Origin of the sequence: Polaromonas sp. CG_9.7, assembly GCF_015752205.1 — a bacterium.
GTDB lineage: Bacteria > Pseudomonadota > Gammaproteobacteria > Burkholderiales > Burkholderiaceae_C > Polaromonas.
Genome location: NZ_JADOVG010000018.1, coordinates 45694 through 70797, shown reverse-complemented (window position 1 = coordinate 70797; position 25104 = coordinate 45694). Strand labels below are relative to the sequence as shown.

At 61.3% G+C, this 25104-nt stretch carries 22 protein-coding genes; 12 read left to right on the top strand and 10 right to left on the bottom strand.

Annotated features, from left to right (window positions below):
• Nucleotides 1-183: 183 nt before the first annotated feature.
• Entirely contained in the window at nucleotides 184-3162 is a 2979-nt protein-coding gene (locus tag IWX87_RS16075; protein WP_196864538.1) for a DNA topoisomerase III, read from the top strand.
• 515 nt (nucleotides 3163-3677) lie between these two features.
• Here IWX87_RS16075 and IWX87_RS16070 read toward each other — a convergent pair.
• The 7 genes from IWX87_RS16070 to IWX87_RS16040 form a co-directional block, all read right to left on the bottom strand.
• Complete coding sequence (locus IWX87_RS16070; protein ID WP_196864537.1) at nucleotides 3678-4481, bottom strand: gamma-glutamyl-gamma-aminobutyrate hydrolase family protein; 804 nt, start codon at nucleotides 4479-4481, stop codon at nucleotides 3678-3680.
• An 86-nt stretch (nucleotides 4482-4567) separates the two neighbouring features.
• Complete coding sequence (locus tag IWX87_RS16065) at nucleotides 4568-5701, bottom strand: iron-containing alcohol dehydrogenase (RefSeq protein WP_196864536.1); 1134 nt, start codon at nucleotides 5699-5701, stop codon at nucleotides 4568-4570.
• Nucleotides 5698-6210, bottom strand: a complete 513-nt coding sequence (locus tag IWX87_RS16060) for a GNAT family N-acetyltransferase (protein ID WP_196864535.1) — start codon at nucleotides 6208-6210, stop codon at nucleotides 5698-5700. Before IWX87_RS16060 ends, IWX87_RS16065 begins: the two co-directional genes overlap by 4 nt.
• Before the next feature lie 19 nt (nucleotides 6211-6229).
• Nucleotides 6230-7615, bottom strand: coding sequence for a glutamine synthetase family protein (locus IWX87_RS16055; protein WP_196864534.1), 1386 nt, complete (start codon nucleotides 7613-7615; stop codon nucleotides 6230-6232).
• Between the two features lie 298 nt (nucleotides 7616-7913).
• Nucleotides 7914-9353: a sensor histidine kinase gene (locus IWX87_RS16050; RefSeq protein WP_196864533.1), complete on the bottom strand. Its 1440-nt coding sequence runs from the start codon at nucleotides 9351-9353 to the stop codon at nucleotides 7914-7916.
• Nucleotides 9354-9588: 235 nt separating this feature from the next.
• Nucleotides 9589-10263: a response regulator transcription factor gene (locus tag IWX87_RS16045; protein ID WP_196864532.1), complete on the bottom strand. Its 675-nt coding sequence runs from the start codon at nucleotides 10261-10263 to the stop codon at nucleotides 9589-9591.
• A gap of 144 nt (nucleotides 10264-10407) precedes the next feature.
• Complete coding sequence (locus IWX87_RS16040) at nucleotides 10408-10905, bottom strand: MarR family winged helix-turn-helix transcriptional regulator (RefSeq protein WP_196864531.1); 498 nt, start codon at nucleotides 10903-10905, stop codon at nucleotides 10408-10410.
• A gap of 188 nt (nucleotides 10906-11093) precedes the next feature.
• On the opposite strand from IWX87_RS16040, the gene recA reads away from it, so the two are divergent.
• On the top strand, nucleotides 11094-12257 hold the full coding sequence (gene recA, locus IWX87_RS16035) for a recombinase RecA (protein WP_196864530.1): 1164 nt from the start codon (nucleotides 11094-11096) through the stop codon (nucleotides 12255-12257).
• A 112-nt stretch (nucleotides 12258-12369) separates the two neighbouring features.
• Nucleotides 12370-12843: a recombination regulator RecX gene (recX, locus tag IWX87_RS16030; protein WP_196864529.1), complete on the top strand. Its 474-nt coding sequence runs from the start codon at nucleotides 12370-12372 to the stop codon at nucleotides 12841-12843.
• Nucleotides 12844-12895: 52 nt separating this feature from the next.
• On the opposite strand, the gene IWX87_RS16025 is transcribed toward recX, so the two are convergent.
• Entirely contained in the window at nucleotides 12896-14029 is a 1134-nt protein-coding gene (locus IWX87_RS16025; RefSeq protein ID WP_231374849.1) for an alcohol dehydrogenase family protein, read from the bottom strand.
• Nucleotides 14030-14041: 12 nt separating this feature from the next.
• Nucleotides 14042-14953 carry an N-acetyl-gamma-glutamyl-phosphate reductase gene (gene argC / locus IWX87_RS16020; protein ID WP_196864528.1) on the bottom strand — a complete coding sequence of 304 codons (912 nt, stop codon included), beginning with the start codon at nucleotides 14951-14953 and terminating at the stop codon, nucleotides 14042-14044.
• Nucleotides 14954-15194: 241 nt separating this feature from the next.
• Here argC and sucC point away from each other — a divergent pair, with 241 nt between their 5' ends.
• Both sucC and sucD read left to right on the top strand, forming a co-directional pair.
• Nucleotides 15195-16358, top strand: a complete 1164-nt coding sequence (gene sucC / locus IWX87_RS16015; RefSeq protein WP_196864527.1) for an ADP-forming succinate--CoA ligase subunit beta — start codon at nucleotides 15195-15197, stop codon at nucleotides 16356-16358.
• A gap of 65 nt (nucleotides 16359-16423) precedes the next feature.
• Nucleotides 16424-17320, top strand: coding sequence for a succinate--CoA ligase subunit alpha (gene sucD, locus IWX87_RS16010; RefSeq protein WP_196864526.1), 897 nt, complete (start codon nucleotides 16424-16426; stop codon nucleotides 17318-17320).
• On the opposite strand, the gene IWX87_RS19920 is transcribed toward sucD, so the two are convergent.
• Nucleotides 17301-17426 (bottom strand): hypothetical protein, encoded by a 126-nt coding sequence (locus tag IWX87_RS19920; protein WP_255532202.1) that lies wholly within the window; start codon nucleotides 17424-17426, stop codon nucleotides 17301-17303. The two genes, sucD and IWX87_RS19920, sit on opposite strands and share 20 nt — an antisense overlap.
• Before the next feature lie 9 nt (nucleotides 17427-17435).
• On the opposite strand from IWX87_RS19920, the gene IWX87_RS16005 reads away from it, so the two are divergent.
• The 7 genes from IWX87_RS16005 (at nucleotide 17436) to IWX87_RS15975 (ending at nucleotide 25085) form a co-directional block, all read left to right on the top strand.
• Complete coding sequence (locus IWX87_RS16005) at nucleotides 17436-18137, top strand: TerC family protein (protein ID WP_196864525.1); 702 nt, start codon at nucleotides 17436-17438, stop codon at nucleotides 18135-18137.
• Between the two features lie 153 nt (nucleotides 18138-18290).
• A complete protein-coding gene (locus IWX87_RS16000) occupies nucleotides 18291-19076 on the top strand; it encodes a Stp1/IreP family PP2C-type Ser/Thr phosphatase (RefSeq protein ID WP_196864524.1) in 786 nt (261 codons plus the stop codon).
• Nucleotides 19077-19115: 39 nt separating this feature from the next.
• Nucleotides 19116-19685, top strand: coding sequence for an FHA domain-containing protein (locus IWX87_RS15995; protein WP_196864523.1), 570 nt, complete (start codon nucleotides 19116-19118; stop codon nucleotides 19683-19685).
• A gap of 564 nt (nucleotides 19686-20249) precedes the next feature.
• Nucleotides 20250-20831: a prepilin-type N-terminal cleavage/methylation domain-containing protein gene (locus IWX87_RS15990; RefSeq protein ID WP_196864522.1), complete on the top strand. Its 582-nt coding sequence runs from the start codon at nucleotides 20250-20252 to the stop codon at nucleotides 20829-20831.
• A gap of 126 nt (nucleotides 20832-20957) precedes the next feature.
• Entirely contained in the window at nucleotides 20958-21695 is a 738-nt protein-coding gene (gene tfpZ, locus IWX87_RS15985) for a TfpX/TfpZ family type IV pilin accessory protein (protein ID WP_231374850.1), read from the top strand.
• 180 nt (nucleotides 21696-21875) lie between these two features.
• Nucleotides 21876-23453 (top strand): PglL family O-oligosaccharyltransferase, encoded by a 1578-nt coding sequence (locus IWX87_RS15980; protein WP_231374851.1) that lies wholly within the window; start codon nucleotides 21876-21878, stop codon nucleotides 23451-23453.
• Between the two features lie 483 nt (nucleotides 23454-23936).
• Nucleotides 23937-25085, top strand: a complete 1149-nt coding sequence (locus IWX87_RS15975; protein WP_196864520.1) for a lysozyme inhibitor LprI family protein — start codon at nucleotides 23937-23939, stop codon at nucleotides 25083-25085.
• The last annotated feature ends 19 nt before the right edge of the window (nucleotides 25086-25104 follow it).

Below are 25104 nucleotides of genomic sequence, written 5' to 3'. Positions count from 1 at the left end.
GTATGGTTAATTCATGTGTGTGCGTGCGCACCGGCGCGCGTACATGCGCGGGAAATCGGTATTGTAATGACGGGCCTTGGGCCTACTGACAGCCGCTTGTCCTGCGCCTGCAAGGAAATGCGCCACATCGGCGCCAGGCCGGGAACGACTCCCTGCCAATGAAAAAAGTCAACAGAAGTATTTATGAAAACACTGGTAATTGCCGAAAAACCTTCGGTTGCGCAAGACATCGTTCGCGCCCTCACGCCCACGGCGGGCAAGTTCGACAAGCACGACGAGTACTTCGAAAGCGAAGACTGGGTCATCACGTCAGCCGTCGGCCATCTGGTCGAAATCCAGGCGCCCGAAGAGTTCGACGTGAAGCGCGGCAAGTGGAGCTTTGCCAACCTTCCGGTGATTCCGCCGTACTTCGACCTCAAGCCGATGGACAAGACCAAGACGCGGCTCAACGCCATCGTCAAGCTGACCAAGCGAAAAGACGTGGGCGCGCTGGTCAATGCCTGCGACGCGGGCCGCGAGGGCGAGCTGATCTTCCGGCTGATCCAGCAGTACGCCAAAAGCAAACACCCCATCAAGCGGCTGTGGCTGCAATCGATGACGCCCGCCGCCATCCGCGACGGCTTTGCGTCACTGCGCAGCGACGCGCAGATGCTGCCGCTGGCCGACGCGGCGCGCTGCCGCTCCGAGGCCGACTGGCTGGTGGGCATCAACGGCACGCGCGCCATGACGGCCTTCAATTCACGCGATGGCGGCTTCTTCCTGACCACCGTCGGCCGGGTGCAGACGCCGACGCTGTCGGTGGTCGTTGAGCGCGAAGAAAAAATCCGCAAGTTCGTCAGTCGCGATTACTGGGAAATCCATGCCGTTTTCGGTGCCGAAGCCGGCGACTACCCCGGCAAGTGGTTTGACCCGAAATGGAAGCGCGCCACGGCCAATGCCGCCAACGGCGAAGGCGCCGAGCCTGATGCCGAACTGAAAGCCGACCGGCTCTGGACCGAACGCGAAGCCAAAGCCATTGCCGACGCCGTGCGGGGCCAGACCGCCACCGTGACCGAGGAATCCAGGCCGACCACCCAGGCCGCCGGACTGCTGTTCGATTTGACTTCCTTGCAGCGCGAAGCCAACGGCAAGTTCGGCTTTTCCGCCAAGACCACGCTGTCAATCGCGCAAAGCCTGTACGAGCGCCACAAGGCGCTGACCTACCCGCGAACCGACTCGCGCGCGCTGCCTGAGGACTATGTGCCGGTGGTCAAGCAGACCTTTGAAATGCTGGCCGCTAGCCCCATGCGCCACCTGGCGCAGCATGCCGCCACGGCCATCCAGGGCAACTACGTCAAGCCGACCAAGCGCATTTTTGACAATGCCAAGGTTAGCGACCACTTTGCCATCATCCCGACGCTGCAAGCCCCCAGCGGCCTGTCCGAGGCTGAGCAAAAGCTCTATGACCTGGTGGTGCGCCGCTTCATGGCGGTGTTTTTCCCGAGTGCCGAATTTCTGGTGACGACGCGTATTTCGCTGTCGGTCGGCCACAGCTTCAAGACCGAGGGCAAGGTGCTGGTCAAGCCGGGCTGGCTGGCCATTTATGGCAAGGAAGCCGCAGAAGAAGTGGCGGACGCCAAGGAAGGCGACAAGGGCCAGAGCCTGGTGCCGGTCAAGCCCGGCGAACGCGTCGGTGTCGAATCGGTCGATGCCAAGGGGCTGAAAACCCGCCCGCCAGCGCGTTACAGCGAAGCCACGCTGCTTGGCGCCATGGAAGGCGCGGGCAAGACCATCGACGACGAAGAACTGCGGGCGGCCATGCAGGAAAAAGGCCTGGGCACGCCCGCCACCCGCGCCGCGACGATTGAAGGCCTGATTGCCGAAAAGTACATGCTGCGTGAAGGCCGCGAGCTGATTCCCACCGCCAAAGCTTTTCAGTTGATGACCTTGCTGCGCGGCCTGGATGTGCAGGAGTTGTCCAAGGCCGCGCTGACCGGCGAATGGGAATACAAGCTGGCGCAGATGGAGCAGGGCAAGCTGAGCCGCGAGACCTTCATGGCCGAGATTGCCACCATGACCGAGCGACTGGTCGCCAAGGCCAAGGGCTACAGCCGCGACAGCATTCCCGGCGACTATGCCACCCTGCAGGCGCGCTGCCCGAACTGCGCCGGCCTGATCCGGGAAAACTACCGCCGCTATGCCTGCACTGGCGCGGACGGCCAGGGCGAAGGCTGCGGCTTCAGCTTCGGCAAGACGCCGGCCGGCCGCACGTTTGAACTGGCAGAGGTCGAGCAGTTTTTACGTGACAAGAAAATTGGCCCGCTGGAAGGGTTCCGCTCCAAGGCCGGCTGGCCGTTCACCGCCGAAATGGTCATCAAGTTCGACGAGGAAACCAAGAACTACAAGCTCGAATTCGATTTTGGCGACGACAAGAAGGAAGAAAGCGGCGAGATCATCGATTTTGGCGACCAAACCGCCTTGGGCGCGTGCCCCAAGTGCGCGGCTGCCGTGTACGAACTGGGCAAGAACTATGTCTGCGAAAAGTCGGTGCCTACGCTGAACCAGCCGAGTCCAACCTGCGACTTCAAGACGGGCCAGGTGATCCTGCAGCAGCCCATCGAGCGCGAGCAGATGGTGAAGTTGCTGACCACCGGCAAGACTGATTTGCTCGACAAGTTCGTTTCAATGCGCACGCGCCGCGCCTTCAAGGCGCACCTGGCCTGGGACAAGGAAGCCGGCAAGGTGAATTTTGAATTTGCGCCGTCCAAGTTTCCGCCCAAGCCGGGCGCCGCGGCCCGCGCCAGCAGCGGCACGGTGAAAACGCCGTTTGGCAAGACCGTGGCAGTCAAGGCGACAGGCGCGGCGGCGGCGAAAAAAACCGCCGTCAAAAAGGTCGCGGCCAAAAAAGTTGCCGTCAAGACCGACAAGCCCAAGGTTGCCCGCAAGACCACGCCGGGCGCAGGCCTCAAGCCCAGCGACGCGCTGGCCGCGGTGATCGGCACCGAGCAGGTGGCGCGCCCGCAGGTCATCAAGAAGCTTTGGGACTACATCAAGGAACAAAACCTGCAGGACCCGGCCAACAAACGCTCGATCAACGCCGACGCCAAGCTGCTGGCCGTGTTCGGCAAGCCGCAGGTGACGATGTTCGAGCTGGCCGGGATTGTCGGCAAGCATTTGAGCTGATGTGGATGCCGGCTGCCGGCCATGCATTGGCGCTCGCTTCTTTGTTAGCCGGCGCATCACAATGCCTGGCCTCCCGGGCTTGACCCGGGATCCATCCTGGCAGGGTTAACCGGACCTTGATATGGCCTGCCAGACCAGCAGGGTTTGGGCGCTGTGGATTGCGGATCAAGTCCGCAATGACAGGCAGGGGAGGGAGGGGAATGGAGAAGAAGTGCAGCAAGTACGTTGGTTGCAAGCAGTTCAGGCCATGGCGCCATGACAAAGCATCCAGCCATGGACGCTTCTGTTGCGCGCGGGCATCACAATGCCTGTCATCCCGGGCTTGACCCGGGATCCATCCTGGCAGGGTTAACCGGACCTTGATATGGCCTGCCAGACCAGCAGGGTTTGGGCGCTGTGGATTGCGGATCAAGTCCGCAATGACAGGCAGGGGAGGGGAAGTGAATGGCGGGGAATGGCGGGGAGGGGAGGCGCAGCAAACACGCCGGTGGTGGGGTTGTGAACCACCAGCCGGTTCATGACCCGGCGGCGCGGGCGGTCTTGGCGGCGGCCACGGCGCCAAGAAAGTCTTTCAATACCGCGCCGTCATCAATTGTGTCCGAGCCGGCCTGGTGGAATTCGGGATGCCACTGCAACGCGGCAATATAGCTTTTGGCCGGGTCCTTGCGGCGGATCGCCTCGACGATGCCGTCGGTCACGCTGAACGCCTCGGCCTCGAACTCGGGCGACAGGTCCTTGACGGCCTGGTGGTGGATGCTGTTGACGCGCACCCGCTCGACACCGGGGTACAGGCGTGACAGCTGCGTGCCGGGCACGATGTCCACGCTGTGAAAATTCAGGTCATACGTGTCGGCGTCGCGGTGCACAAACGAATCCGGCACCTGCATCGTGATGTCCTGGTACAGCGTTCCGCCAAACGCCACGTTGAGCAATTGCAGGCCCCGGCAGACGCCGAACACCGGCTTGCCCAGCGTTTCAAAAGCGCTGACCAGCGCCTTGTCGTACTCGTCACGCACCTTGTCGCCAGCCCAACGGTCTTCCAGCGGCGTTTCACCATAGCTGCCCGGCCAGACGTCGGCGCCGCCGTGCAACACCAGGCCGTCGAGCCACTGGGCGTAGTGCGCATAGGTCACATCGCCGCGCTGCGTGCTGCCGGTCGGGCAGGGCACCATCACGACCATCGATCCCGAGGACATGAGCCAGTGGGCAATCGACTGCTCGACATACTGCAGCGTTTTTCCCGTAAACAGCGAACGCGCGGGGTCGGCATGGGAAAAACAAGCGGAAAGACCAATTTTCAAACGGCTGGAAGCGGGCATGGTTTTTTCTTGGTTGAGAGGAGGAGGAAGGAATAGTTTTTCTGGAGTTCAGCAACGCGGCCACAGGTCCGGGTGTCGGTGCGCGCTCACAGGGCGGCGTTGAACAAGCTTTCAAAATCGGCTGCCCTGCACGGCCGGGGGTTGGTCCGGTGGCAGATGTCGGCCGTGGCAATCTCGATCAGCCGGGGCAACTGCGCCGGCTTGACGCCGTGGCCCGAGAGGGTGCCGCCCAGGCCGATGCTGCTTTTCAGCTGCCGCAGCCACGGCACCAGCGCATCGCCGCCGCCCGAAAGGCCGCAAACATGCGCAATTTCGTCAAACTTGGCGGGTGCCGCCGCATGGTTCCAGGCCAGCACGGTGTCGATCATCAGCGCATTCGCCAGGCCGTGGTGCATGTCGCACACCGCGCCCAGCGCATGCGCGCAGGAATGCACCGCGCCCAGGTCTTTCTGGAAGGCAATCGCGCCCATCATCGAGGCCATCATCATGTCGCTGCGCGCGCTCAGGTTGCCGGGCTCGCTGACCGCCAGGTGCAGCGCGCGCGCCGCCAGCCGCGTGCCTTCAAGCGCAATACCGTCGCACAGCGGATGCCAGGCGGGCGACAGATAGCTTTCGATGTTGTGCGTCAGCGCGTCCATACCGGTGGCGGCGGTGACATGCGCCGGCAGGCCGAGCGTCAGTTCGGGGTCGGCGAACACCGCCCGGGCCAGCAGCCGGGGGCTGAACACCACGCGCTTGAGGTGCGTGTCGTCTTCGCTGATGACGCTGGAGCGGCCGACTTCCGAACCGGTGCCTGCCGTGGTCGGCAGGGCGACGAAGTAAGGCAGCTCGCCTTCGATGGGCCGCACCTGTGGATGGTCCCAGGCGTAGTCCAGGATATCGCCTGCGCCGGTGGCGGCCAAACCGACGACCTTGGCGACGTCAAGCGCCGCGCCGCCGCCAAAACCGATCACGCAGTCGGCCCGGTGCGCGTTGTAGGCGGCGCTGCCGGCAATCACCTGACGCCGCGTGGGGTTGCCGAACACACCGGCAAACACCTCCACTTGCAGGCCGTCCAGGTGCGTCAGGAATTCAGCCATCACCGGCAGCGCGGCCAGCGCCCGGTCGGTGACGACCAGCGGGCGCCTGAAGCCGGCCTGCAGCAGGTGCGCCGCCACTTGGCGGCGCGCGCCAGCGCCAAAATGGATGGGCGTGGGAAAGGAAAAGGTGGTAATTCTCATGATGGGAGAAGTTGAAGAAACATGTGCTGTTTGCCAAAACTGATGCCGTCCACGCGGATGGCATCCGGCTCGACGCCAAAGGCTGAAAAACCGGCTTGGGCGTACAGCGCGCAGGCGGCACGGTTGCTGTCGGTCACCGTCAGGACGACGAGTTCCACGCCAGAATCCCGTGCGTCCTGCCGCACGGTGTTGACCAGTGCGCGGCCCAGGCCCCGGCCGGTGAATTCTCCGGCCACATACAGGCTGACCAGTGCGGCCTTGTGGCGGTTTTTAAGGCGTGTTTCGTGGCTCAGGCCGACCATGCCGGCTAAAGCGCCCTGGACAAAGGCACCCCAGATTTTTTCGGTCATCGGCGTGCCCAGCCGCGACTGCGTGTAGGCCATCGGGCGCAGGTTTTCTTCTTCAAAACTGGAGGTGAAGGCGTCGGGGTGTTCACGCAGGCCGCGCAGGCGAAAGGCCCGGTATTCTGGCGCATCCGCCATCTGCAGTCGCCGTATGGCTTTGTTCATGTTCAATTTTTTGGCCTGCCTAGATGATTTCGAAATAGCGTTTTAATTCCCAGTCGGTCACCGCATCGAGCCACTGCCGCCATTCCCATTCGCGCGTGGCGGCGAAGTGGTCGACAAACCCGTCGCCCAGCCAGTCCCGGGCTATATCAGACTGCTGAAAGATTCGCGTGGTTTCGATCAGGGTGCGCGGCGCGCGCGCGATGTTGTCAGCGCCGGCGTTGCTGCCGCTGATCGGCGGTGCGGTGAGCGTCAAGCCTTTTTCCACACCGTCGAGCCCGGCGGCAACCACTGCTGCCATGGCCAGGTAGGGGTTCACGTCGGAGCCCGGGCAGCGGGTTTCCAGCCGCGTCGCCTTCGGGCTGCCGGCAATCACCCGGAAGCTGGCGGTGCGGTTGTCGATGCCCCAGGTCGGCTTGACCGGCGCCCAGAAACCGTCGACCAGCCGCTTGTAGCTGTTGATGGTCGGCCAGAGCATCGGGCCGAAGTCCATCATGCAGGCGACCTGGCCGGCAACATAGCTTTCAAACAGCGGGCTCATCTTGCGCGGGTTGCCGGCGTCGTAAAACAGGTTGTGTTGGCCGTCCGACAGGCTCTGGTGGATGTGGCCGCTGCAGCCGGGCAGCTTGGCGTGCGGCTTGGCCATGAAGCTGGGCATGATGCCAAAGCGCATGCCGATTTCCTTGGCCCCGGTCTTGAACAGCACCGCCCGGTCGGCCTGCGCCAGCGCCTCGCTGAAGCCCAGGGCCGCTTCGAGCACGCCGGGGCCGGTTTCCGTGTGCAGGCTTTCGATCGGGATGCCGAAGGCCGGCATCTCGTCCATCAGTGCTTTGAAATACTCGCGGTTGCGCATCATGCGCAGCAGCGAATAGCCAAACATGCCGGGCGTCAGCGGCTCGGGGTTCACACCCTGCTTGGCGGCCCAGCTTTGCGGCGTTTCCAGAAAATTGAACCACTCGAATTCCATGCCGGCCATGACGCTGAAACCCATTTTCTCGGCCCGTTTCAACACCCGCTTGAGCGTCTGGCGCGGGCAGAGCGCGTGCGCCGAGCCATCGGCGTTGACGAATTCGCCGAGGAAAAACGCAATGCCGTCGTCCCATGGCACCCGGCGGAAGGTGTCCAGGTCAAGCCGCGTCAGTGCATCGGGAAAGCCGTGCTGCCCGCCGGTGACAGCGGCGTTGTCGTAGCAGCTGTCCGTCATGTCCCAGCCCAGCACTACGTCGCAAAAGCCGAAACCGCCGTCCGGATAGGCCTCGGCCACGCTGAAGAACTTGTCCTTGTGCAGCAGCTTGCCGCGCAGCACGCCGTCGATGTCGCTGACCCCCACCTTGACCTTGCTCGCGCCCGACGCCTTGACCGCTTCCACGGCGGGATGAAGCCTGTTGTCCGATGCGGGTGTCGCCATGCTGAACTCCTTGCGGTGGGTCCGGTGGGCCGCCTGTCCGGCCCGGGTTATGCCAAGCTTGAAGTTTGCGCCTGCCAGCGCCCAGTGGGTATAGGACTAACACCCGATGTAACGCGGCTGCTGCGTTCGCTCTGAAGGATGCCGCGCTTGGTCAAGGTGCCTGAAGGCGTACCCGCCAGTCTGTGTAACCAGAATATGCCGACCCTGTTATTTTGCTATATAAAAAATAGCTGTATATGCATGCTGGACTTGCGCAAGAACCTGTTTTAGTATATTTTTGGTATTTGCCTGGCTTGACTCAAGCCGTGCCGATAAACCGCAGCGTGATGCGGGTACCGGGCGAGTCCGGATGACCCGGCAGGTCGGCGTCTTCGACCGTGATCGACGCGCCATGCTGCTGCGCGATTTCCTGCACGATGGCCAGGCCCAGGCCCGAGCCGTCCACATTCGTTCCCAGCGCCCGGTAGAAGGGCTGGAACACCAGTTCGCGCTCTGACTCCGGAATGCCCGGCCCCGAGTCCTCGACGATCAGCACCAGGATGCCGCTGAAGCGGTCAACCATCAGCCGCACGGTGACATGGCCGCCCACCGGCGTGTAGTTGATGGCGTTGTCGACCAGATTGCGCACCAGCTCGCCCAGCAAAGTCGCATTGCCTTGCAGATGGGTGGAATTCTCGCCGGCATCGGGGCCGTCATAGCCCAGGTCGATGCGCTTGTCCAGTGCGCGCGGCACCGAGTCGGCCATGACGCTTGAAACGATTTTCACCAGGTCCACGCGCTGCTTGGCCAGCGCCCGGCCGGTGGTTTCGGCGCGTGCCAGCGACAGCAGCTGGTTGACGGTGTGCGTGGCCCGGATGCTGGCCTGGCCGATTTGCCGCAAAGAACTTTTCAACTGCTCTGCATCGGTTTCGCGCTGCGCCAGGTCGGCTTGCATGCGCAGGCCGGCCAGCGGCGTCTTGAGCTGGTGCGCAGCATCGGCCAGGAATCGCCGCTGGGTCGACAGCGATGCCTTCAGCCGGCTCAGCAGGTCGTTGACCGAATCGACCAGCGGCACGACTTCTTCCGGTACGCCGGTCTCGTCGAGCGGGCTCATGTCGTCGGGTTTGCGGGCACGAATGCGCTTTTCGAGTTGCGCCAGCGGCTTGATGCCGCGCACCAGTGCCAGCCACACCAGCAGCACCGCCAGCGGCAACGTGACGAACTGCGGCACCATCGTGCCCTTGACGATTTCGGTGGCCAGCGTCTTGCGCTTTTCCAGCGTTTCAGCCACCTGCACCAGCACCGGCAAGCTGGCTGGCACGGCGCTTTTCAGGTCCACCTTGATCCAGGTGTAGGCAACGCGAACGTCCTCGCCCAGGATGATGTCCTCGCGCAGCCGCACTTCGCCATCGCCGGGTTTTTCTTCGTCCGGCGGCGCGGGCATGGCGCGCTCGCCGCCCAGGAATTCACCGTGCGGGCCCATCACCTGGTAGTAGATCAGGTCGGTGTCGTCCGCCCGCAGAATTTCGCGCGCCGGTGCGGTCAGGTTGAACTGGACCTGGTTGTTCTTGACCACAAGCAGCTTGGCCAGCGCCTGCACGTTGTATTCGAGCGCCCGGTCGAAGGGTTTGCCGGCAATGTTCTGCGCCACCAGCCAGGTCAGCACCAGGCTGATCGGCCAGAGCAGCAGCAGCGGCGTGAGCATCCAGTCCAGAATCTCGCCGAACAGGCTGCGTCGCTCGCGTTGAAAAAGCCTCATGAAGGCCCCCACGGTCGCTCACTGCGTGTAGCTCCCTGCCCCCCGAGGGGGCCGCCCGCCTGCAGTCCGGCAAAGCCGGTCCTGCGGCTTGAGCTGGCGAAGGCGGGCTCCGACCGTTCGCTGATCGGCGAATTGCAAGCCGGGGCCGCGGAACCGGCTTTGCCGGGCCGCAGGCGCAGCGGCCCCCCCGGGGGGCAGCGAACCACACGCAGTGGGGAGCGTGGGGGCTCCATCTCTAGCTTGGAATCTTCTCTAAGCAGTAGCCCAGCCCGCGCACGGTGGCGATGCGCACCGGGCCTTTTTCAATCTTTTTGCGCAGCCGGTGAATGTAGACCTCGATGGCGTTGTTGCTGACTTCCTCGCCCCATTCGCACAGGCGTTCAACCAGCTGGTCCTTGCTGACCAGGCGGCCGACGCGCTGCAGCAGCACTTCGAGCAGGCCCAGTTCGCGCGCTGACAGCTCGATCATCTGGCCGTCGAAAGTCGCCACCCGGCCGGCCTGGTCATAGACCAGCGGGCCATGCTTGATGGTGCTGCTGGCGCCGCCCATGCCGCGCCGCACCAGCGCGCGCACCCGCGCTTCAAGCTCCTGCAGCGAAAACGGCTTGGCCATGTAGTCGTCGGCGCCGTAGTCCAGTCCCTTGACGCGCTCCTCGACGCTGTCGGCCGCCGTCAGGATCAGCACCGGCAGCGTGGAGCCGCGCGCGCGCAGGCGCTTGAGCACCTCCAGGCCATGCATTTTCGGCAGGCCGAGGTCCAGGATCAGCAGGTCGAATTCGGTGTTGGTCATCAGCGCAGCATCGGCTTCCGTGCCGCTGGCCACATGGTCTGCCGCAGCGCCGGACGCACGCAGGGTGCGCAGCAAGCCATCGGCCAGAACCTGGTCGTCTTCGGCAATCAAGATACGCATGGACTTGTCTCCCTGAAATCAGCCGCATCAAGACGTGCGGAGTGATGGTTTTTTCTCCGTTCAATTTTAGGCTCCAAGGTGGGTAACCATTTGCCATGCTGCTGACAAGATTGTCAGGAGGCCACGCAATGTTGCCGGGTCCTTTCAGGGCACGGCATACGCTTCAAGCCCCAGCGCTACCACCGTCGCCACATCGGCACCCACCGCACGCCGGAATTCATCTTCGGCCTGCACCACGGCGCAGCGAAAAGCCTCCAGCCAGGCCAGGCCGGATTCGGTGAACACCACGCGCCGGGCGCGCCGGTCGTACGGGTCGGCTTCGCGCCGGACGATGCCCCAGGCTTCGCACTGGTCCACCAGCTCGCCCATGGCCTGCTTGCTCATGCCGGCACTGAGCGCCAGGTCGGTCAGGCGCGAGCCGCCCACGGCCAGATGCCGGGTGATGTGAATGTGCGCCGCCCCCACCTGGTCGCGCGCTGCCAGGTTGGACAGCGCCAGCGGCACGTCGATGCTGCCGGCCATCAGCGCCAGCACCCGCGCGTCAAAACGGCGCAACGCCTCGCCCATCAGGCGGCCCAGGTGCGTCAGCCGCCAGGTGGTGTCGTAGCCTGCATGGGCGCTTGGGAGGGTTGTTTCATCCATCCGGCCATGCTAACTGAAACAGCAAAATTTAATCAGGCAAACTGACTAAAAATGGGGTTTACTTTGACCTATGTTGCCCATAAAGTACTGTTCATGCACCCAGTACTGCATCAAGTGGCAGTCTGAAATTCTTGGTGAAAAGTGCGTGCAAAAACTTTTTACCGTATTGATTTTTAAGGAAATTCCTCATGGACGCACCGAACAAGAACGCTCCCGGCCTGAACACCGAAAAAGCCAAGGCGCTGGCCGCCGCGCTGGCCCAGATTGAAAAGCAATTTGGCAAAGGCACCATCATGAAGCTGGGCGCCGGCGAGGTGATTGAAGACATTCAGGTGGTGTCCACCGGCTCGCTGGGACTGGACATTGCGCTCGGCGTCGGCGGCTTGCCGCGCGGCCGGGTGGTTGAAATCTACGGCCCCGAGTCGTCGGGCAAAACCACGCTGACGCTGCAGGTCATTGCCGAGATGCAGAAAATCGGCGGCACCTGCGCCTTCGTCGATGCCGAGCATGCACTGGACATCCAGTACGCGCAAAAGTTGGGCGTCAACCTGCAGGAACTGCTGATCTCGCAGCCAGACACCGGTGAGCAGGCGCTTGAAATCGTCGATTCGCTGACGCGCTCCGGCGCGGTTGACCTGATCGTCATCGACTCGGTGGCGGCGCTCACCCCCAAGGCCGAACTCGAAGGCGAGATGGGCGACTCACTGCCGGGCCTGCAAGCCCGTTTGATGAGCCAGGCGCTGCGCAAGCTGACCGCCACCATCAAGAAGGCCAATTGCATGGTGATTTTCATCAACCAGATCCGCATGAAGATCGGTGTGATGTTCGGCTCGCCGGAAACCACGACCGGCGGCAATGCGCTGAAATTCTATGCGTCGGTGCGGCTGGACATTCGCCGCATCGGCTCGATCAAGAAGGGCGACGAGGTCATCGGCAACGAAACCCGCGTCAAGGTGGTGAAGAACAAGGTGGCTTCGCCATTCAAGATGGCCGAGTTCGATATTTTGTACGGCGAAGGCATCAGCCGGCTGGGCGAGGTACTGGACCTGGGCGTGGCCGGCCACATCGTTGAAAAAGCCGGTGCCTGGTACGCCTACAAGGGCGAGAAAATCGGCCAGGGCCGCGACAACTCGCGCGAATTCCTGAAGGAAAACCCGGCGCTGGCCATCGAGATCGAGAACAAGGTCCGCGAATCGCTGGGCATTCCGCCAGTGCAGGCGGCGCAAGGCGGCGCCGAGCCTGAAAAAGCCACCAAGCCCGAGAAAGCCGACAAGGCAGAAAAGCCTTTGAAAGCGATAGCCGACAAAGCACCGCTGGCGCCTTTGCCACCGGCCGCACCGATCGAGTCTTGAGCTGGTTTTGTATGCAAAACAAGGCGTTTGCGCAATCCCCATATGCATATGCAGCTATTGAAAATATAGCTGCAAGGTATTGTGCATTGCCTGCTTGCCTGGCAGCCACCGCATGAGCTCAGCCAAACCCGCCGCCCGTGCGGGCTTTGGCCTGTCGCTCAAAGGCCGCGCCCTGCGTTACCTGGCAGGCCGCGAGCATTCGCGCGCCGAGCTGGAGCGCAAGCTCAAAGACCACGAGGAAACGCCCGGCCAGCTGGCGCAGGTGCTGGATGAATTGCAGGCCAAGGATTTCATCAGCGAGGCGCGGGTTGTTGAATCGGTCATCAACCGCCGCGCCAGCCGCTTTGGCGCTTCACGCATCAAGTACGAACTGCTGAACAAGGGGCTGGGCGCCGAGGCGGTGGCCGAGGCAGTGAGCCGCCTCAAGGCCAGCGAACTGGAGCGCGCTCGCGAGATCTGGCGCAAGAAGTTTGACGGCCCCGCGCCGGACGCGGCCGGACGCGCCAAGCAGATGCGCTTTCTGGCCGCCCGGGGCTTTGGCGGCGACGTGATTCACCGCGTCGTGACGCACGCGGACGAGGACTAGCTCGCGTAGGCCGAATTAGCGCAGCGTAATCCGACATCCCCGCCAAGCGGCGTCACGCCTGGCCTGGTGCGGGCGGAATCAGCACGAACTTGCCGACATGGGTTTTGTCCAGAAACGCGCGCTGCGCCTGCGCGATCTGCGCCAGCGCAAAGCTTTGCGCCACCAGCGGCCGCAGTTCGCCGCGCTCGATGTAGGCCACCAGGTTGGCAAACACCGGCTCGTCCCAGGCGGTACAGCCCAGCAGCGTGAGGTTCTTCAGGTACAGCGTGCGCAGGTCCAGCGTCACCAGCGGGCCGGCAATCGCGCCCGACGAGACATAGCGGCCGCCCGGCTTGAGCAGCTTGAGCATGTCGCCAAATGCCGGCCCGGCGACGTTGTCCACCACCAGGTCCACGGTGTTTTCGCCCAGGCAGGCCACCAGGTCGTCATCGCGCGCCACCACGCGGTCGGCGCCCAGCGACTTCACGTGGCCCATTTTGGATTTCCCCGCGATGGCCGTGACGATGGCGCCGCGCCGCTTGGCCAGCTGCACCACGGCTGAGCCGACGCCGCCCGACGCGCCCGCCACCACGACCTGCTCGCCGGCGCGCAAATTGGCCCGGTGCAGCATGTTTTCGGCGGTGCCGTAGGCGCACGGGATGGTGGCCAGTTCGGCATCGCTCCAGTCGCTGTTAACTGCAAACACCTCGCTGGCGGGCACCTTGACGAACTGCGCGAAGGCGCCGTCAAAGTCCGAGCCCATCCAGAGGTTGTCCAGAGCGTCGAAGCCCGAAGGCCGGATGCTGGGCCGCACCAGCACGCGCTGCCCGATCAGGCGCGCGTCGCCACCCGGCGCCACGGCCACCACGCGGCCGCAGCAGTCGGTGCCCTGGATAAAGGGAAACGGCGTGGGCTGGCCCCAGCCGCCGTCGGGTGTCGGGCTGGCCGCGTTGGCATCCCTTGCCGTTGCCGCGTCTTGCGTGGCGGTGGTGACGGTGGCCGAGTACCAGCCCAGGCGGGTATTGATGTCGGTGTTGTTGACGCTGGAAGCCAGCACCTGCAGCAAGACCTCGCCTGGGCCCGGAACGGGAACCGGGACGTCCCGGTACACCAGCTGCTCGTAGCCGCCATGGCCGGTCGTGACCACGGCCTTCATCGTGACCAGGCCTTCTGTCAGGTCAAAGCGCTTGGGGTCTTGAGGCTTCATGACTGCCAAGGGTCAAAGCCCCAGCATCAATTGCAGGTTTTGCACTGCCGCGCCCGAGGCGCCCTTGCCCAGGTTGTCCAGCCGCGCCACCAGCACCGCATGGTGGTGGGCGTCGTTGCCGAACACGCGCAACTCCATCTTGTTGCTGTCTTTCAGCGCCACGGCGTCCAGCTTGCCCGACTCGGGTGCGGCTTCCACTGTCACCCATTGGCTGCCGGTGTAATGCTTGGCCAGCACCTCGTGGACTTGCGCGGCGCTCGGCTGACCGGGCAGCAGGTCCAGGTGGAGCGGCAACTGCACCAGCATGCCCTGGATGAAGTTGCCGACCGACGGAATGAACACCGGCCGGCGGCGCATGCCGGTGTATTTCATGATCTCGGGCAGGTGCTTATGCTCCAGGCTCAGGCCGTACAGCTCGAAAGCGGGCGCGGTGCCTGCTTCGTAGGCTTCGATCATCTGGCGGCCACCGCCCGAATAGCCGCTGATCGACGGCAGGCTCAAGGGAAAGTCGGCTGGCATCAAGCCTGCATCGACCAGCGGCCGAATCAGTGCAATGGCGCCGGTGGCGTAACAACCGGGATTGGCCACACGGTCGGCGGCCATGATGGCTTCGCGCTGGCCTACCATCAGTTCGGGAAAACCAAATACCCAGTCCGGCGCCGTGCGGTGCGCGGTCGAGGCGTCGATGATCTTGGGTTTTTTGCCCGGCAGTGAGTCGATCATGGCGACCGACTCACGTGCTGCGTCGTCATGCAGGCACAAAATGACCAGGTCCACCTGCGCCATCAGGTCGCGCTTGGCGGTCGGGTCCTTGCGCAACTCGGGCGCAATGCTGACCAGTTCGATCTGCGGCATGGCCTGCAGACGTTCACGAATCTGCAGGCCGGTGGTGCCGGCTTCGCCGTCGATGAAAATTTTGGGCATAAATACTTTCAGCTAAAACCACTGTTTCACAGGGCCAATATTTCGGGTTCGGTTTTTCGCACTTGTCTGTGTAAGAACCAGATAAGTTTGGTGCATCGCAGCATGATACAGTTCCATGCTGCTGCCTGCAGTAAACGCTAACATGCTGGTTTTGCGCCGATATGGCCTGTTTTTCACTTCCCAACAGCCTTGCCCAGCTCCTGTTGCACCCCTCTTCTTACTGAATCCTGAAGGTTTTTTCATGAAAATTCACGAGTACCAAGGCAAGGAAATCTTGCGCAATTTTGGTGTGCCAGTGCCGCGCGGCATTCCGGCGTTCACGGTGCAAGAGGCGGTGGAAGCCGCACAAAAACTCGGCGGCCCGGTGTGGGTGGTCAAGGCGCAGATCCATGCGGGCGGTCGCGGCAAGGGCGGCGGCGTGAAGGTGGCCAAGACGATTGAAGACGTCAAGCGCATCGCTGGCGAAATCCTCGGCATGCAGCTCAAGACGCACCAGACCGGCCCCGAAGGCCAGAAGGTTCGTCGCCTTTACATCGAAGACGGCGCCGACATCCAGAAGGAATACTACGTGTCGCTGGTTACCGATCGCGCCACGCAAAAAGTTGCCTTCATCGCGTCAAGCGAAGGCGGCATGGACATCGAGGAAGTGGCCCATTCCACGCCCGAGAAAATCATCACCGAGTTCATCGACCCCCTGACGGGCCTGGACGAAGCGCAAGCCACGAAGATAGCCAACGCCATTGGGCTGCCGGCAGAGTCCACCGCACAGGCCGTGGACATTTTCCAGAAGCTCTACAAGTGCTACATGGACACCGACGCGTCGCTGGTTGAAATCAACCCGCTGAACCGCAACAGCAAGAACGAGTTGATGGCGCTGGACGCCAAGTTCAACTTTGACCCGAACGCGCTTTTCCGCCACGCGGACATCGTTGCTTACCGCGACCTGGACGAAGAAGACGCGGCTGAAGTCGAAGCCAGCAAGTTTGACCTGGCCTACATCAGCCTGGACGGCAACATCGGTTGCCTGGTCAACGGCGCCGGCCTGGCCATGGCCACCATGGACACCATCAAGCTGTTCGGCGGCGAGCCGGCCAACTTCCTGGACGTCGGCGGCGGCGCGACGGCTGAAAAAGTCACCGAAGCCTTCAAGATCATGCTCAAGAACCCTGAAGTCAAGGGCATCCTGGTCAACATCTTCGGCGGCATCATGAAGTGCGACACCATTGCCGACGGCATCATCGCCGCCTGCAAGGCCGTGAACCTGAGCGTGCCGCTGGTCGTGCGCATGAAGGGCACCAACGAAGACCTGGGCAAGAAAATGCTGGCCGACTCGGGCTTGCCCATCATCGCCGCAGACACCATGGCCGACGCTGCGACCAAAATCGTCGAAGCTGTATCGAAATAATTGTGTGGGACAGACCGCAGACTGCGCAGCAGGCCAGTTCTGTCCCCAACTGAATAGGTAATCCCATGTCTATCTACATCAACAAAAATACCAAAGTCATCACGCAAGGCATTACCGGCAAGACCGGTCAATTCCACACCCGCATGTGCCGCGACTATGCCAACGGACGCGAAGCGTTCGTGGCGGGCGTGAACCCCAAGCGCGCCGGCGAAGACTTCGAAGGCATCCCGATTTTTGCCAACGTGAGCGAAGCGGCCAATGCCACTGGCGCGACCGTGTCGGTCATCTACGTGCCGCCCGCAGGCGCCGCTGCCGCCATCTGGGAAGCCGTCGAAGCCAACCTCGACCTGGCCATCTGCATCACCGAAGGCATTCCGGTCAAGGACATGCTCGAAGTGCGCAACCGCATGAAAGCCAAGGAAGCCGCCGGCGGCAAGCGCACGCTGCTGCTCGGCCCCAACTGCCCCGGCCTGATCACGCCTGACGAGATCAAGATCGGCATCATGCCCGGTCACATCCACCGCGCCGGCCGCATTGGCGTTGTGAGCCGCTCAGGCACGCTGACCTACGAAGCTGTGGCGCAACTGACCGAAATCGGCCTGGGCCAGTCCACGGCTGTCGGCATTGGCGGCGACCCGATCAATGGCCTCAAGCACATCGACGTGATGCGCGCCTTCAATGACGACCCGAACACCGACGCGGTCATCATGATTGGCGAAATCGGCGGCCCGGACGAAGCCGAAGCGGCTGAATGGTGCAAGCTGAACATGAAAAAACCTATCGTCGGCTTCATCGCTGGCGTGACGGCCCCGGCCGGCAAGCGCATGGGCCATGCCGGTGCCTTGATTTCTGGCGGCGCTGACACGGCCGACGCCAAGCTGGCGATCATGGAAGCCTGCGGCTTCACCATCACGCGCAATCCGTCGGAAATGGCGAAGTTGCTCAAAGCCCTGCTGAAATAAGTGCTTCGCTGCCGCAATCCGCGCCTTGAACGTAGCGCGTATTGCGGTTAGCCACAACAGACAGACCGGTTGTCATCACTGACAATCGGTCTTTTTCATTTTTCACGAGGTTTCCATGGAAGAGTTCATGACCGCCAGCTTCTGGCTGGCAGTGGGGCAGATCATCATGATCGACATTTTGCTGGGGGGCGACAATGCTGTGGTGATTGCACTGGCCTGCCGGAACCTGCCGGCCCAGCAGCGCACCAAAGGCATCATCTACGGCACGGCCGGCGCCATCATCCTGCGCGTGATCCTGATTGCCTTTGCGCTGGCGCTGCTGGCCATTCCGTACCTGAAAATCGTCGGCGCCTTGCTGCTGCTGTGGATCGGCGTGAAGCTGCTGGTGCCCGAAGCGGAAGGCGATCACAACATCAGCTCCAGCGACAAGCTCTGGGGCGCCGTCAAGACCGTCATCATTGCCGATCTGGTCATGAGCGTGGACAACGTGCTGGCGATTGCCGGCGCGGCGCAGGGCGCGCACCAGGAGCACCAGTTGGCGCTGGTGATTTTTGGTTTGTTGGTGAGCATTCCCATCATCATCGGTGGCAGCCAGTTGGTGCTCAAGCTGATGGAACGCTTTCCGGTCGTCATCACCCTGGGTGCCATGCTGCTTGGCTGGATTGCGGGTCAGATGGCTTACACCGATCCGGCTCTGGCTCCCTACCTGCCCGAAGGCGCGTACTGGGGCTATGCCGTAGCCGCTGCCGGTGCGCTGCTGGTGCTGGTGCTGGGCAAAGTAATTCAAACTGGTCGAAAGCCGGCTGGCGCGGGCTGAATATTGCGCATTAATTCCTTGTTCCCTGCTTGGGCGTCTGTTAACGTGCAGCCCTGACTGGCGGGACACGGCCGGTTTTTCTCAGGCGACACCGGTTGGATCAATGCATTCGCCGGGGCCAGCCGATTCAACAGAAGTCATGCCCAGCACCCCATGATGTATGAAATCTTTGCGCAAACCGACCAAGGCCGGGTGCGCAAAAACAATGAAGACATGGTGGCCTTCGACCCAAAAACCGGACTCTGCCTGCTCGCAGACGGCATGGGCGGTTACAACGCCGGTGAAGTGGCCAGTGGCATGGCGGTCGCCTTTCTCAGCCAAGCGCTGACTGCCTGGCTGACGCAGGCCGGCAACCGGTCCTCTTCCAGGGAACTGCGCCAGTCCATTGAAACCTTCGTGAACCAGGTCAACCATTCGATTTTCAGCGCTGGCTGGTCCAATCCCGACTATGCCGGCATGGGCACTACGCTGGTGGTGGGCGTTTTTCTGGAAACCCGGTTGATGCTTGGCCATATCGGCGACTCCCGTTGCTACCGGTTGCGCGGCGGGATCCTGCAGCAAATTACCAAAGACCATTCGCTGTTGCAGGAGCAGGTGGACGCAGGACTGCTGACAGCCCAGCAGGCACTGACGTCGCCGCACCGCAACCTCATCACACGAGCCTTGGGCATTGAGAATGCGGTTTGCCTTGAAATCAACGAGCATCGGGTTGAGCCGGACGATCTTTATCTGATGTGTTCTGACGGCCTGTCGGACATGGTGCTGGACCCCGTGATCGAAGCCATCGTGAATGTCCCAGGCACATTGCAGCAAAAAGCAGCAGCGCTGGTCCGTGTAGCGAACGACAGCGGCGGGCGCGACAATATCTCGGTTTTGCTGGTGCATGCCGTAGAAAACGCCTTGCGTCGCAGCCTGCTGTCCAGAATGCTGGGAAAATAGCGCTGTGCTAAAAAAATTCAAAACTCAGAGGAACCGGTAATGCCTAAAATGATTATTTACCTGGACGGCGCGGTCCTCAAGGAAGTCCAGTTGACGAAAGACCGCACGTCACTGGGTCGCCGGCCCTACAACGACATCGTGATAGACAACATGGCTGTGAGTGGAGAACATGCTGTGGTGCAGATGTCGGGTTCTGAAGTTCATGTCGAAGACCTCAACAGCACCAACGGTACCTATGTCAACGGCAAGACCGTCAAGAAGCAGCAACAGCTGCACCACGGCGACACAGTGGAAATTGGCAAGTACAAAATCCAGTATGTTGACGAGGCCAACTTCGGTGAAAGCGCCATCAACGGTGCCATCAAGGTGATATCCGGCCCTGCAGCCGGTCGTGAATTGGCACTGGTCAAGCCCGTAACAACCATAGGCAAAGCCGGCGTGGGCGTTGCCAGCATTTCCAGAACTTCCCAAGGCTTTGTGGTTACCCATGTTGAGGGCAGTAGTCAGCCGATGCTCAATGGCGCGGCTGTAGGCGCGCAGCCCGTGGCGCTCAACCATGGTGACATGATTGAGCTGGCGGGAACGCAGATGCAATTCGTGCAGCAGTGAGAAAAATCGCTGGTTGATGCGGCGTTTGCGTTGTATTGCCAACCTGATTGCTGAAAAATTCCCGCGTCACTGCAGTCCCGGATGAGAAAGCTGCAAGTCAAGCCAAAGGGACAAAAATGGTGCTGCGGCATTCCCATATCTGCAGCCAATGTTGACGACACTGACGCGCGCCCGAAGGCCGAACGACAGTTGCTGTAGCTGGCTTGCCGACTCGGTTGAACCGGGCCGGGGTCAAAGCGCGCTGAAGGAAGTTATCTGTTGCAAGCGACCTGAAGCCACACGGCGAAGGACGTTGAGACCGGTACAGATTGGCTTGATGCCTTACGACACAGCTTGCGAACTTATAAGAAAAGTGCTGCTGGCCCATTGATTCGAAAACTGTTCTGTCTGTTGCGCCAAGTGACAAAAATGTCGCTTATGTTTTATTTTGTGACAAAAAAAGTAATCAAAATGTTTCAGACGTGACAAAAGTCACATTTTTTGATGCAAGAATTAACTTCCAGGACTTGGCACGCAACCTGCAATAGTTGACGGCAAGTCTTTTTCCAACCAAGGAGTTTTCTCATGAAGCGTTCCATGCAAATGGCTCAAAAGGGTTTCACCCTGATCGAATTGATGATCGTTGTGGCGATTATTGGTATTTTGGCGGCTGTGGCTTTGCCGGCTTATCAGGACTACACGGTGCGGGCGAAGGTAAGTGAAGCGGTAATTGCTGGGTCCTCTGTAAAGGGTTTGATGAGCGAAGCTTTTCAGTCGGATGGTGTGACTGGTCTGAATACAACTGCGGTTTCCATTAACACAACCCTTGCAGCTCCTAAGCAATCAAAATATGTCGGTAATTATTGCGTTGGAGCTGCCGCTTTAACTGGGGCTGCTTGTGCTGCTTATGTTCCTGCCGCCACTGGTACATGGCCAATCTTTGTCACCATTAATGCTACGGCAGGCAATGGTATTCCAACCGGATTGTTAAATAACACTTTGGTGTTCTCTCCAAATGTCCTTGGCGTTGCACCGACTTCCGCAGCAGTTGGCGCCATAGATTGGGCTTGTGCTAGCACTACTGTTTTGGCTGCAACAGGTCGTGGTCTTGCAAATAGAGCTGTAGGTACTTTGCCTGCGAAATACGCTCCTTCTGAATGCCGTTAATCCATAGTTAAGCGAAAAATATAGAGCGCTTCGGCGCTTTTTTGCTAAAAAATTGGCACTTAATTATTTTTTTCTAGTTTTTCTTTTATGGTGACCACAACTTTTGCTTTTCGCACTCATACAGCAATGCGGGCAGCCGCTATTCACTTGCTGTGTAGCCTAATTGTGGCGTTGTTTGCCGCAGCCTTGGTGTTTGGATTGTGGTATCCCTATCCATACCGCGAACTGTCAGGTGGACGCGAATTATTTTTGCTGGTGGTGGCGGTAGACGTGGTGTGCGGTCCTTTACTGACAATGGTGATTTTCAACCCTGCCAAGCCTCATGCCGAGCTGTGGCGTGATTTGGGACTGGTTGCGCTGATCCAACTCGGCGCCTTGGGCTACGGTCTGCATACCGTATGGCAGGCGCGGCCGTTGTTTCTGGTGCAGGAAGTTGATCGCTTCAAAGTCATAGCGGGACCAGTGCTGGACGAGGCTGCAGCTGCTGCGTTACCTGCGGCTTTGCAGCCCCATTGGTGGAAAATGCCGATGACGGTGACCATCCGCGAACCAAACGATACCCAAGAACGCAACAAAGTCATGTTCGACTCCATCCAGGGCGGTCGCGACTACGCCGAGCGCCCCGAGTTCTATATCCCCTACGAAGGCGAAGCAGCCCTCAAGTCCCTGAAACGCGCCAAGCCTCTGCCGATGTTTCTGGAAAAGTACCCCGACCAGCAAGACGCCGCCCGCAAGCTGGCGCTTGAAAAAGGCGTTGACCTGAAAGAGTGGTTTTACTTGCCGGTCGTTGCCCGCCAGGACTGGGTCGCCGTGCTTGACAAGCAGGGCCAGATCCAGGGGTTCCTGCGCGGTGACGGGTTTTAAGGGCGATAGTTTTTTAGAACGGTTTGGGCTTTCCGCAAGTACGAACGGGGCAGCACAGCTTTTTCATCAAGAACCGATGAACCCGCTAGAAAATTGGAGAATCCGTTTTTCTCATTGAATTGACCACGTACCATCCAGTTTTTACTCAAAGCCAATCCGGTTCCTTATCTGTTGTCACGCTTGAAAAACCAGTCTCTGCGGGATTGCATCCTGGCCGCATTCCTGCTCCTGCCCTGGCTCAGCCCCTACACCGCCGGCCCCACACCCAATGTCTGGCCGTGGCTGCTGTCGGCGCTGTGCGCGGTTTGTGTGTGCCTGCTCCGGCGTCGGCTTGATCCAGAATTGGTAACACTGGCCTGGGTGCTGGCTGCCGTCATCAGCGCGCTGATGGGGCTGGTGCAGTATTTCGGCCTGGCACCGGCACTGAGCCCCTGGATCAACCAGCCGCAGGCGGGCGAAGCCTATGCCAACCTGCGCCAGCGTAACCAGTTTGCCACCCTGACAAGCATGGGCCTGGCCGCGCTGATCGGCTGGCTGGCGCTGCGGGCAACCTCTGCAGGACGGCTCAAAACGCCGGCTTGGCTGATGCCGTGGTGGGCTTATCTGATCGCTTTGTTGCTGGCTTTGGGCAATGCCGCCAGCAGTTCGCGCACGGGTTTGCTGCAATGGGGGCTGATTGCCTTGTTCACCGCTTGGTGGGCGCTGCCGGCGCGCAGGCACCTGCTGGTATTTGTCATGCAGGCTTTGCTGGTTTATGGACTCGCCGTGTTTGCGCTGCCGTGGTTGCTGCAATGGGCAACCGGCCTGCAAAGCGGCGGATTGTTTGGCCGCCTGGCGGGGGAAATACCGGCCTGCTCCAGCCGAAAAATTCTCTGGTCCAACGTGCTGACGCTGATCGCTCAAAAACCCTGGCTGGGCTGGAGTTGGGGCGAACTGGACTATGCGCATTTCATCACCTTGTACGACGGTCCGCGCTTTTGCGAAATCCTGGACAACGCGCACAACCTGCCGCTTCACTTGGCGGTGGAACTGGGCATTCCGGCGGCGGTGGCGATTTTCGGTGTGCTGGGGTGGCTGACGTGGCGCGCCCGGCCGTGGCACGAGAAAAATCCGCTGCGCCAGATGGCCTGGACCGTGCTGGCCGTCATCGGCTTGCACAGTTTGCTGGAATATCCGCTTTGGTACGGCCCGTTCCAGATGGCTGCCGGGCTGGCGGTCTGGTTGCTGTGCGTACCGCGCGAGAAAAAGCTGGCCGTGAGCCAGGAATCTTCTTCAGAATTTAAGAAAAACAACGGTTTTGCGCAATATCTGTATGCCTTTGTAGCTACTATTATGATAGTTGCTCTGGCCGGAGTGGCGGTCAGCTACTACCGGGTCAGCCAGATTTACCTGCCGCCCGACAAGCGCAGTGCTGCCTACCGCGAGGGTACGCTGGCCAAGGTGCAGGACAACCGGTTGTTTCGTGACCAGGCGCGCTTTGCCTACCTGAGCATCACGCCGCTCACGCAGGGGAACGCCGTTGCCCAGCATGCCATGGCGATTGAACTGCTGCACTATTCGCCAGAGCCGCGTGTGATTGAAAAAGTGATTGAAAGTGCGGTGATGCTGGGGCGTGATGACGAGGCCTTGTATTTCCTGGCGCGCTATCGGGCGGCTTTCCCCAAAGAGCATGCGCGCTGGGTCGAGATGAACGCAGCGCCGCTGCCCGGCGCACAGGGCCGGCCCCTGGCCGTTTTGATACGGGATTCCGCTTTATAACTGCCGATACATTCCGGCACGCGGGGCATGGTTTGAAGCTGCTTGCGGGCGCAGGAAATAGCAACAACAGCGAGCAGCACGACATACCCGGCCCACTCGAAAGCATGTAAATCCTGGCGTGGCAGAAAGGGCAAATTCTGCATCAAAGTGTGACTTCTACACTTCCTGACGCCATGGCCGCGCTATGGTTGGGGCATGACTATCGATAAGCGTCAGGGGGCAGTTTTTGCGTCAGGGGTGTTGTTGGGCGCGGCAGCGGTTGCCGGAGCCTTGAAAAAACGCGGTCCTGTTTCATCACAAGCGCCTGAAGCCCTGCAAACAAGTGTTTCCTTGCCTGAGCCAGCGTCGGGCAACCTGGAAACAAGCGCTCCGCATGCCTTGTTTACAGCTAAGCCACAGAGGGAGAACCTATCTTCGCTGCAGGCATCGGCAAGTGAAACCGCAAGGCGCTCAACAAAAGCGCGGGTTGCCCCGCCGCATCCTTTGCCTGGGCTGTCGAAAACGGCCGTTTCGCCGCCGCACAGCGATCCGCCAACAGGGAGGCAGCTCAAGGTTTTCATTTCGGGCAGTGTGCTGGCCGCTGCGGCCATCGCCGCTGCATGGGTGTTGCTGGACCCGTTGGGGTTACCCATTGCTGGTCAGCAGGTAACAAAGGCGTCCGTTTCGGGCCCGCAGGCTTCGGGACATGTCGCCAGTTGTCCGCTGGCGCCGGCAACAGCGGTGGCGGGCAGCCAGGACGGACGTTTTCCTTTCCAGCCTGACGCGCCTGGCCTGACGGCGACCGACATGGCGTCGTTCATCGTGATGGGCAAGGATGCTGCTGCGTCCAGCCGTCCGCGTGACGCCGAGGTGGCTTTCTTGATGTCGTGCCGCGTGGCCGACAAGCTCAAGGGCGCAGATTCGGTTGAGTCGGCCGATGGCAAATACCTGCTGGGCGCGCACTATGCCCAGCTCGCGCGGGGTGCTGGTTCCGCGCAGGATGCCCACCGGCCAGAATTGCTCCAGCGCGCGGAATTTCTTTACACGGACAGTTTGCGTATCTATTCCACTGCCTACGGCCAGGCCGATGAGCGCTCGCGGTCTGCGGCCGACGGGCTGGCGGCGGTGCGGCAAACGCTGGCAAAGTCGCAAGTGCTGCCAGCAGCGCCGCTCGCGCAGGCGCCTGAGAAAGCGCATCAATACTCGGCGCTGGCCAGTCTGGGGCCGGCCCGCGCTTCGGTGTCTTCCCCGGTGTCCGTGGCGAACCCGCCGGTCCGCAAGGTCGAGGTTGCCAAAGCGGCTCTGCCCTCCTCCGAAGCACCGCAGGATGAACGCCCGGGAATGCGTTCGGACGCCAGTTTTGATTGCAGCAGGGCGCGTTCAGCACTTGAAAAGATGATTTGCTCGGACGCCGAGCTTTTTCAGATCAACCATGACGTCGGCCGGGTGTACGCACGCGCCAAAAATGCCACCGCTGACCGCGCAGCATTTCGCCGCCAGAATGATGTCGAAGTGCGCCGGCGCGAGACGATTTGCCGGGATCGCGGCTGTCTGCAACGCTGGTACGCCTACCGGCGCGACCAGCTGCTGAACGAAATCGAAGGGCGCACGCCGTCGCTGCCGATGGCCTGGCGCCAAGGCAAATCGCCATGAACGTGTTTGCTGCGCAGTC

Coding starts and splice junctions, on each gene's coding strand:
- recA (WP_196864530.1), top strand. CDS start 11,094: ATGGACGCACCGAACAAGAACGCTCCCGGCCTGAACACCGAAAAAGCC.
- IWX87_RS16045 (WP_196864532.1), bottom strand. CDS start 10,263: ATGCGTATCTTGATTGCCGAAGACGACCAGGTTCTGGCCGATGGCTTG.
- IWX87_RS16075 (WP_196864538.1), top strand. CDS start 184: ATGAAAACACTGGTAATTGCCGAAAAACCTTCGGTTGCGCAAGACATC.
- IWX87_RS16070 (WP_196864537.1), bottom strand. CDS start 4,481: ATGCCCGCTTCCAGCCGTTTGAAAATTGGTCTTTCCGCTTGTTTTTCC.
- argC (WP_196864528.1), bottom strand. CDS start 14,953: ATGCCCAAAATTTTCATCGACGGCGAAGCCGGCACCACCGGCCTGCAG.
- tfpZ (WP_231374850.1), top strand. CDS start 20,958: ATGCGGGCAGCCGCTATTCACTTGCTGTGTAGCCTAATTGTGGCGTTG.
- IWX87_RS16055 (WP_196864534.1), bottom strand. CDS start 7,615: ATGGCGACACCCGCATCGGACAACAGGCTTCATCCCGCCGTGGAAGCG.
- IWX87_RS16065 (WP_196864536.1), bottom strand. CDS start 5,701: ATGAGAATTACCACCTTTTCCTTTCCCACGCCCATCCATTTTGGCGCT.
- IWX87_RS16040 (WP_196864531.1), bottom strand. CDS start 10,905: ATGGATGAAACAACCCTCCCAAGCGCCCATGCAGGCTACGACACCACC.
- IWX87_RS16000 (WP_196864524.1), top strand. CDS start 18,291: ATGATGTATGAAATCTTTGCGCAAACCGACCAAGGCCGGGTGCGCAAA.
- IWX87_RS15995 (WP_196864523.1), top strand. CDS start 19,116: ATGCCTAAAATGATTATTTACCTGGACGGCGCGGTCCTCAAGGAAGTC.
- IWX87_RS16005 (WP_196864525.1), top strand. CDS start 17,436: ATGGAAGAGTTCATGACCGCCAGCTTCTGGCTGGCAGTGGGGCAGATC.
- recX (WP_196864529.1), top strand. CDS start 12,370: ATGAGCTCAGCCAAACCCGCCGCCCGTGCGGGCTTTGGCCTGTCGCTC.
- IWX87_RS15990 (WP_196864522.1), top strand. CDS start 20,250: ATGAAGCGTTCCATGCAAATGGCTCAAAAGGGTTTCACCCTGATCGAA.
- IWX87_RS16025 (WP_231374849.1), bottom strand. CDS start 14,029: ATGAAGCCTCAAGACCCCAAGCGCTTTGACCTGACAGAAGGCCTGGTC.
- sucC (WP_196864527.1), top strand. CDS start 15,195: ATGAAAATTCACGAGTACCAAGGCAAGGAAATCTTGCGCAATTTTGGT.
- IWX87_RS16050 (WP_196864533.1), bottom strand. CDS start 9,353: ATGAGGCTTTTTCAACGCGAGCGACGCAGCCTGTTCGGCGAGATTCTG.
- sucD (WP_196864526.1), top strand. CDS start 16,424: ATGTCTATCTACATCAACAAAAATACCAAAGTCATCACGCAAGGCATT.
- IWX87_RS16060 (WP_196864535.1), bottom strand. CDS start 6,210: ATGAACAAAGCCATACGGCGACTGCAGATGGCGGATGCGCCAGAATAC.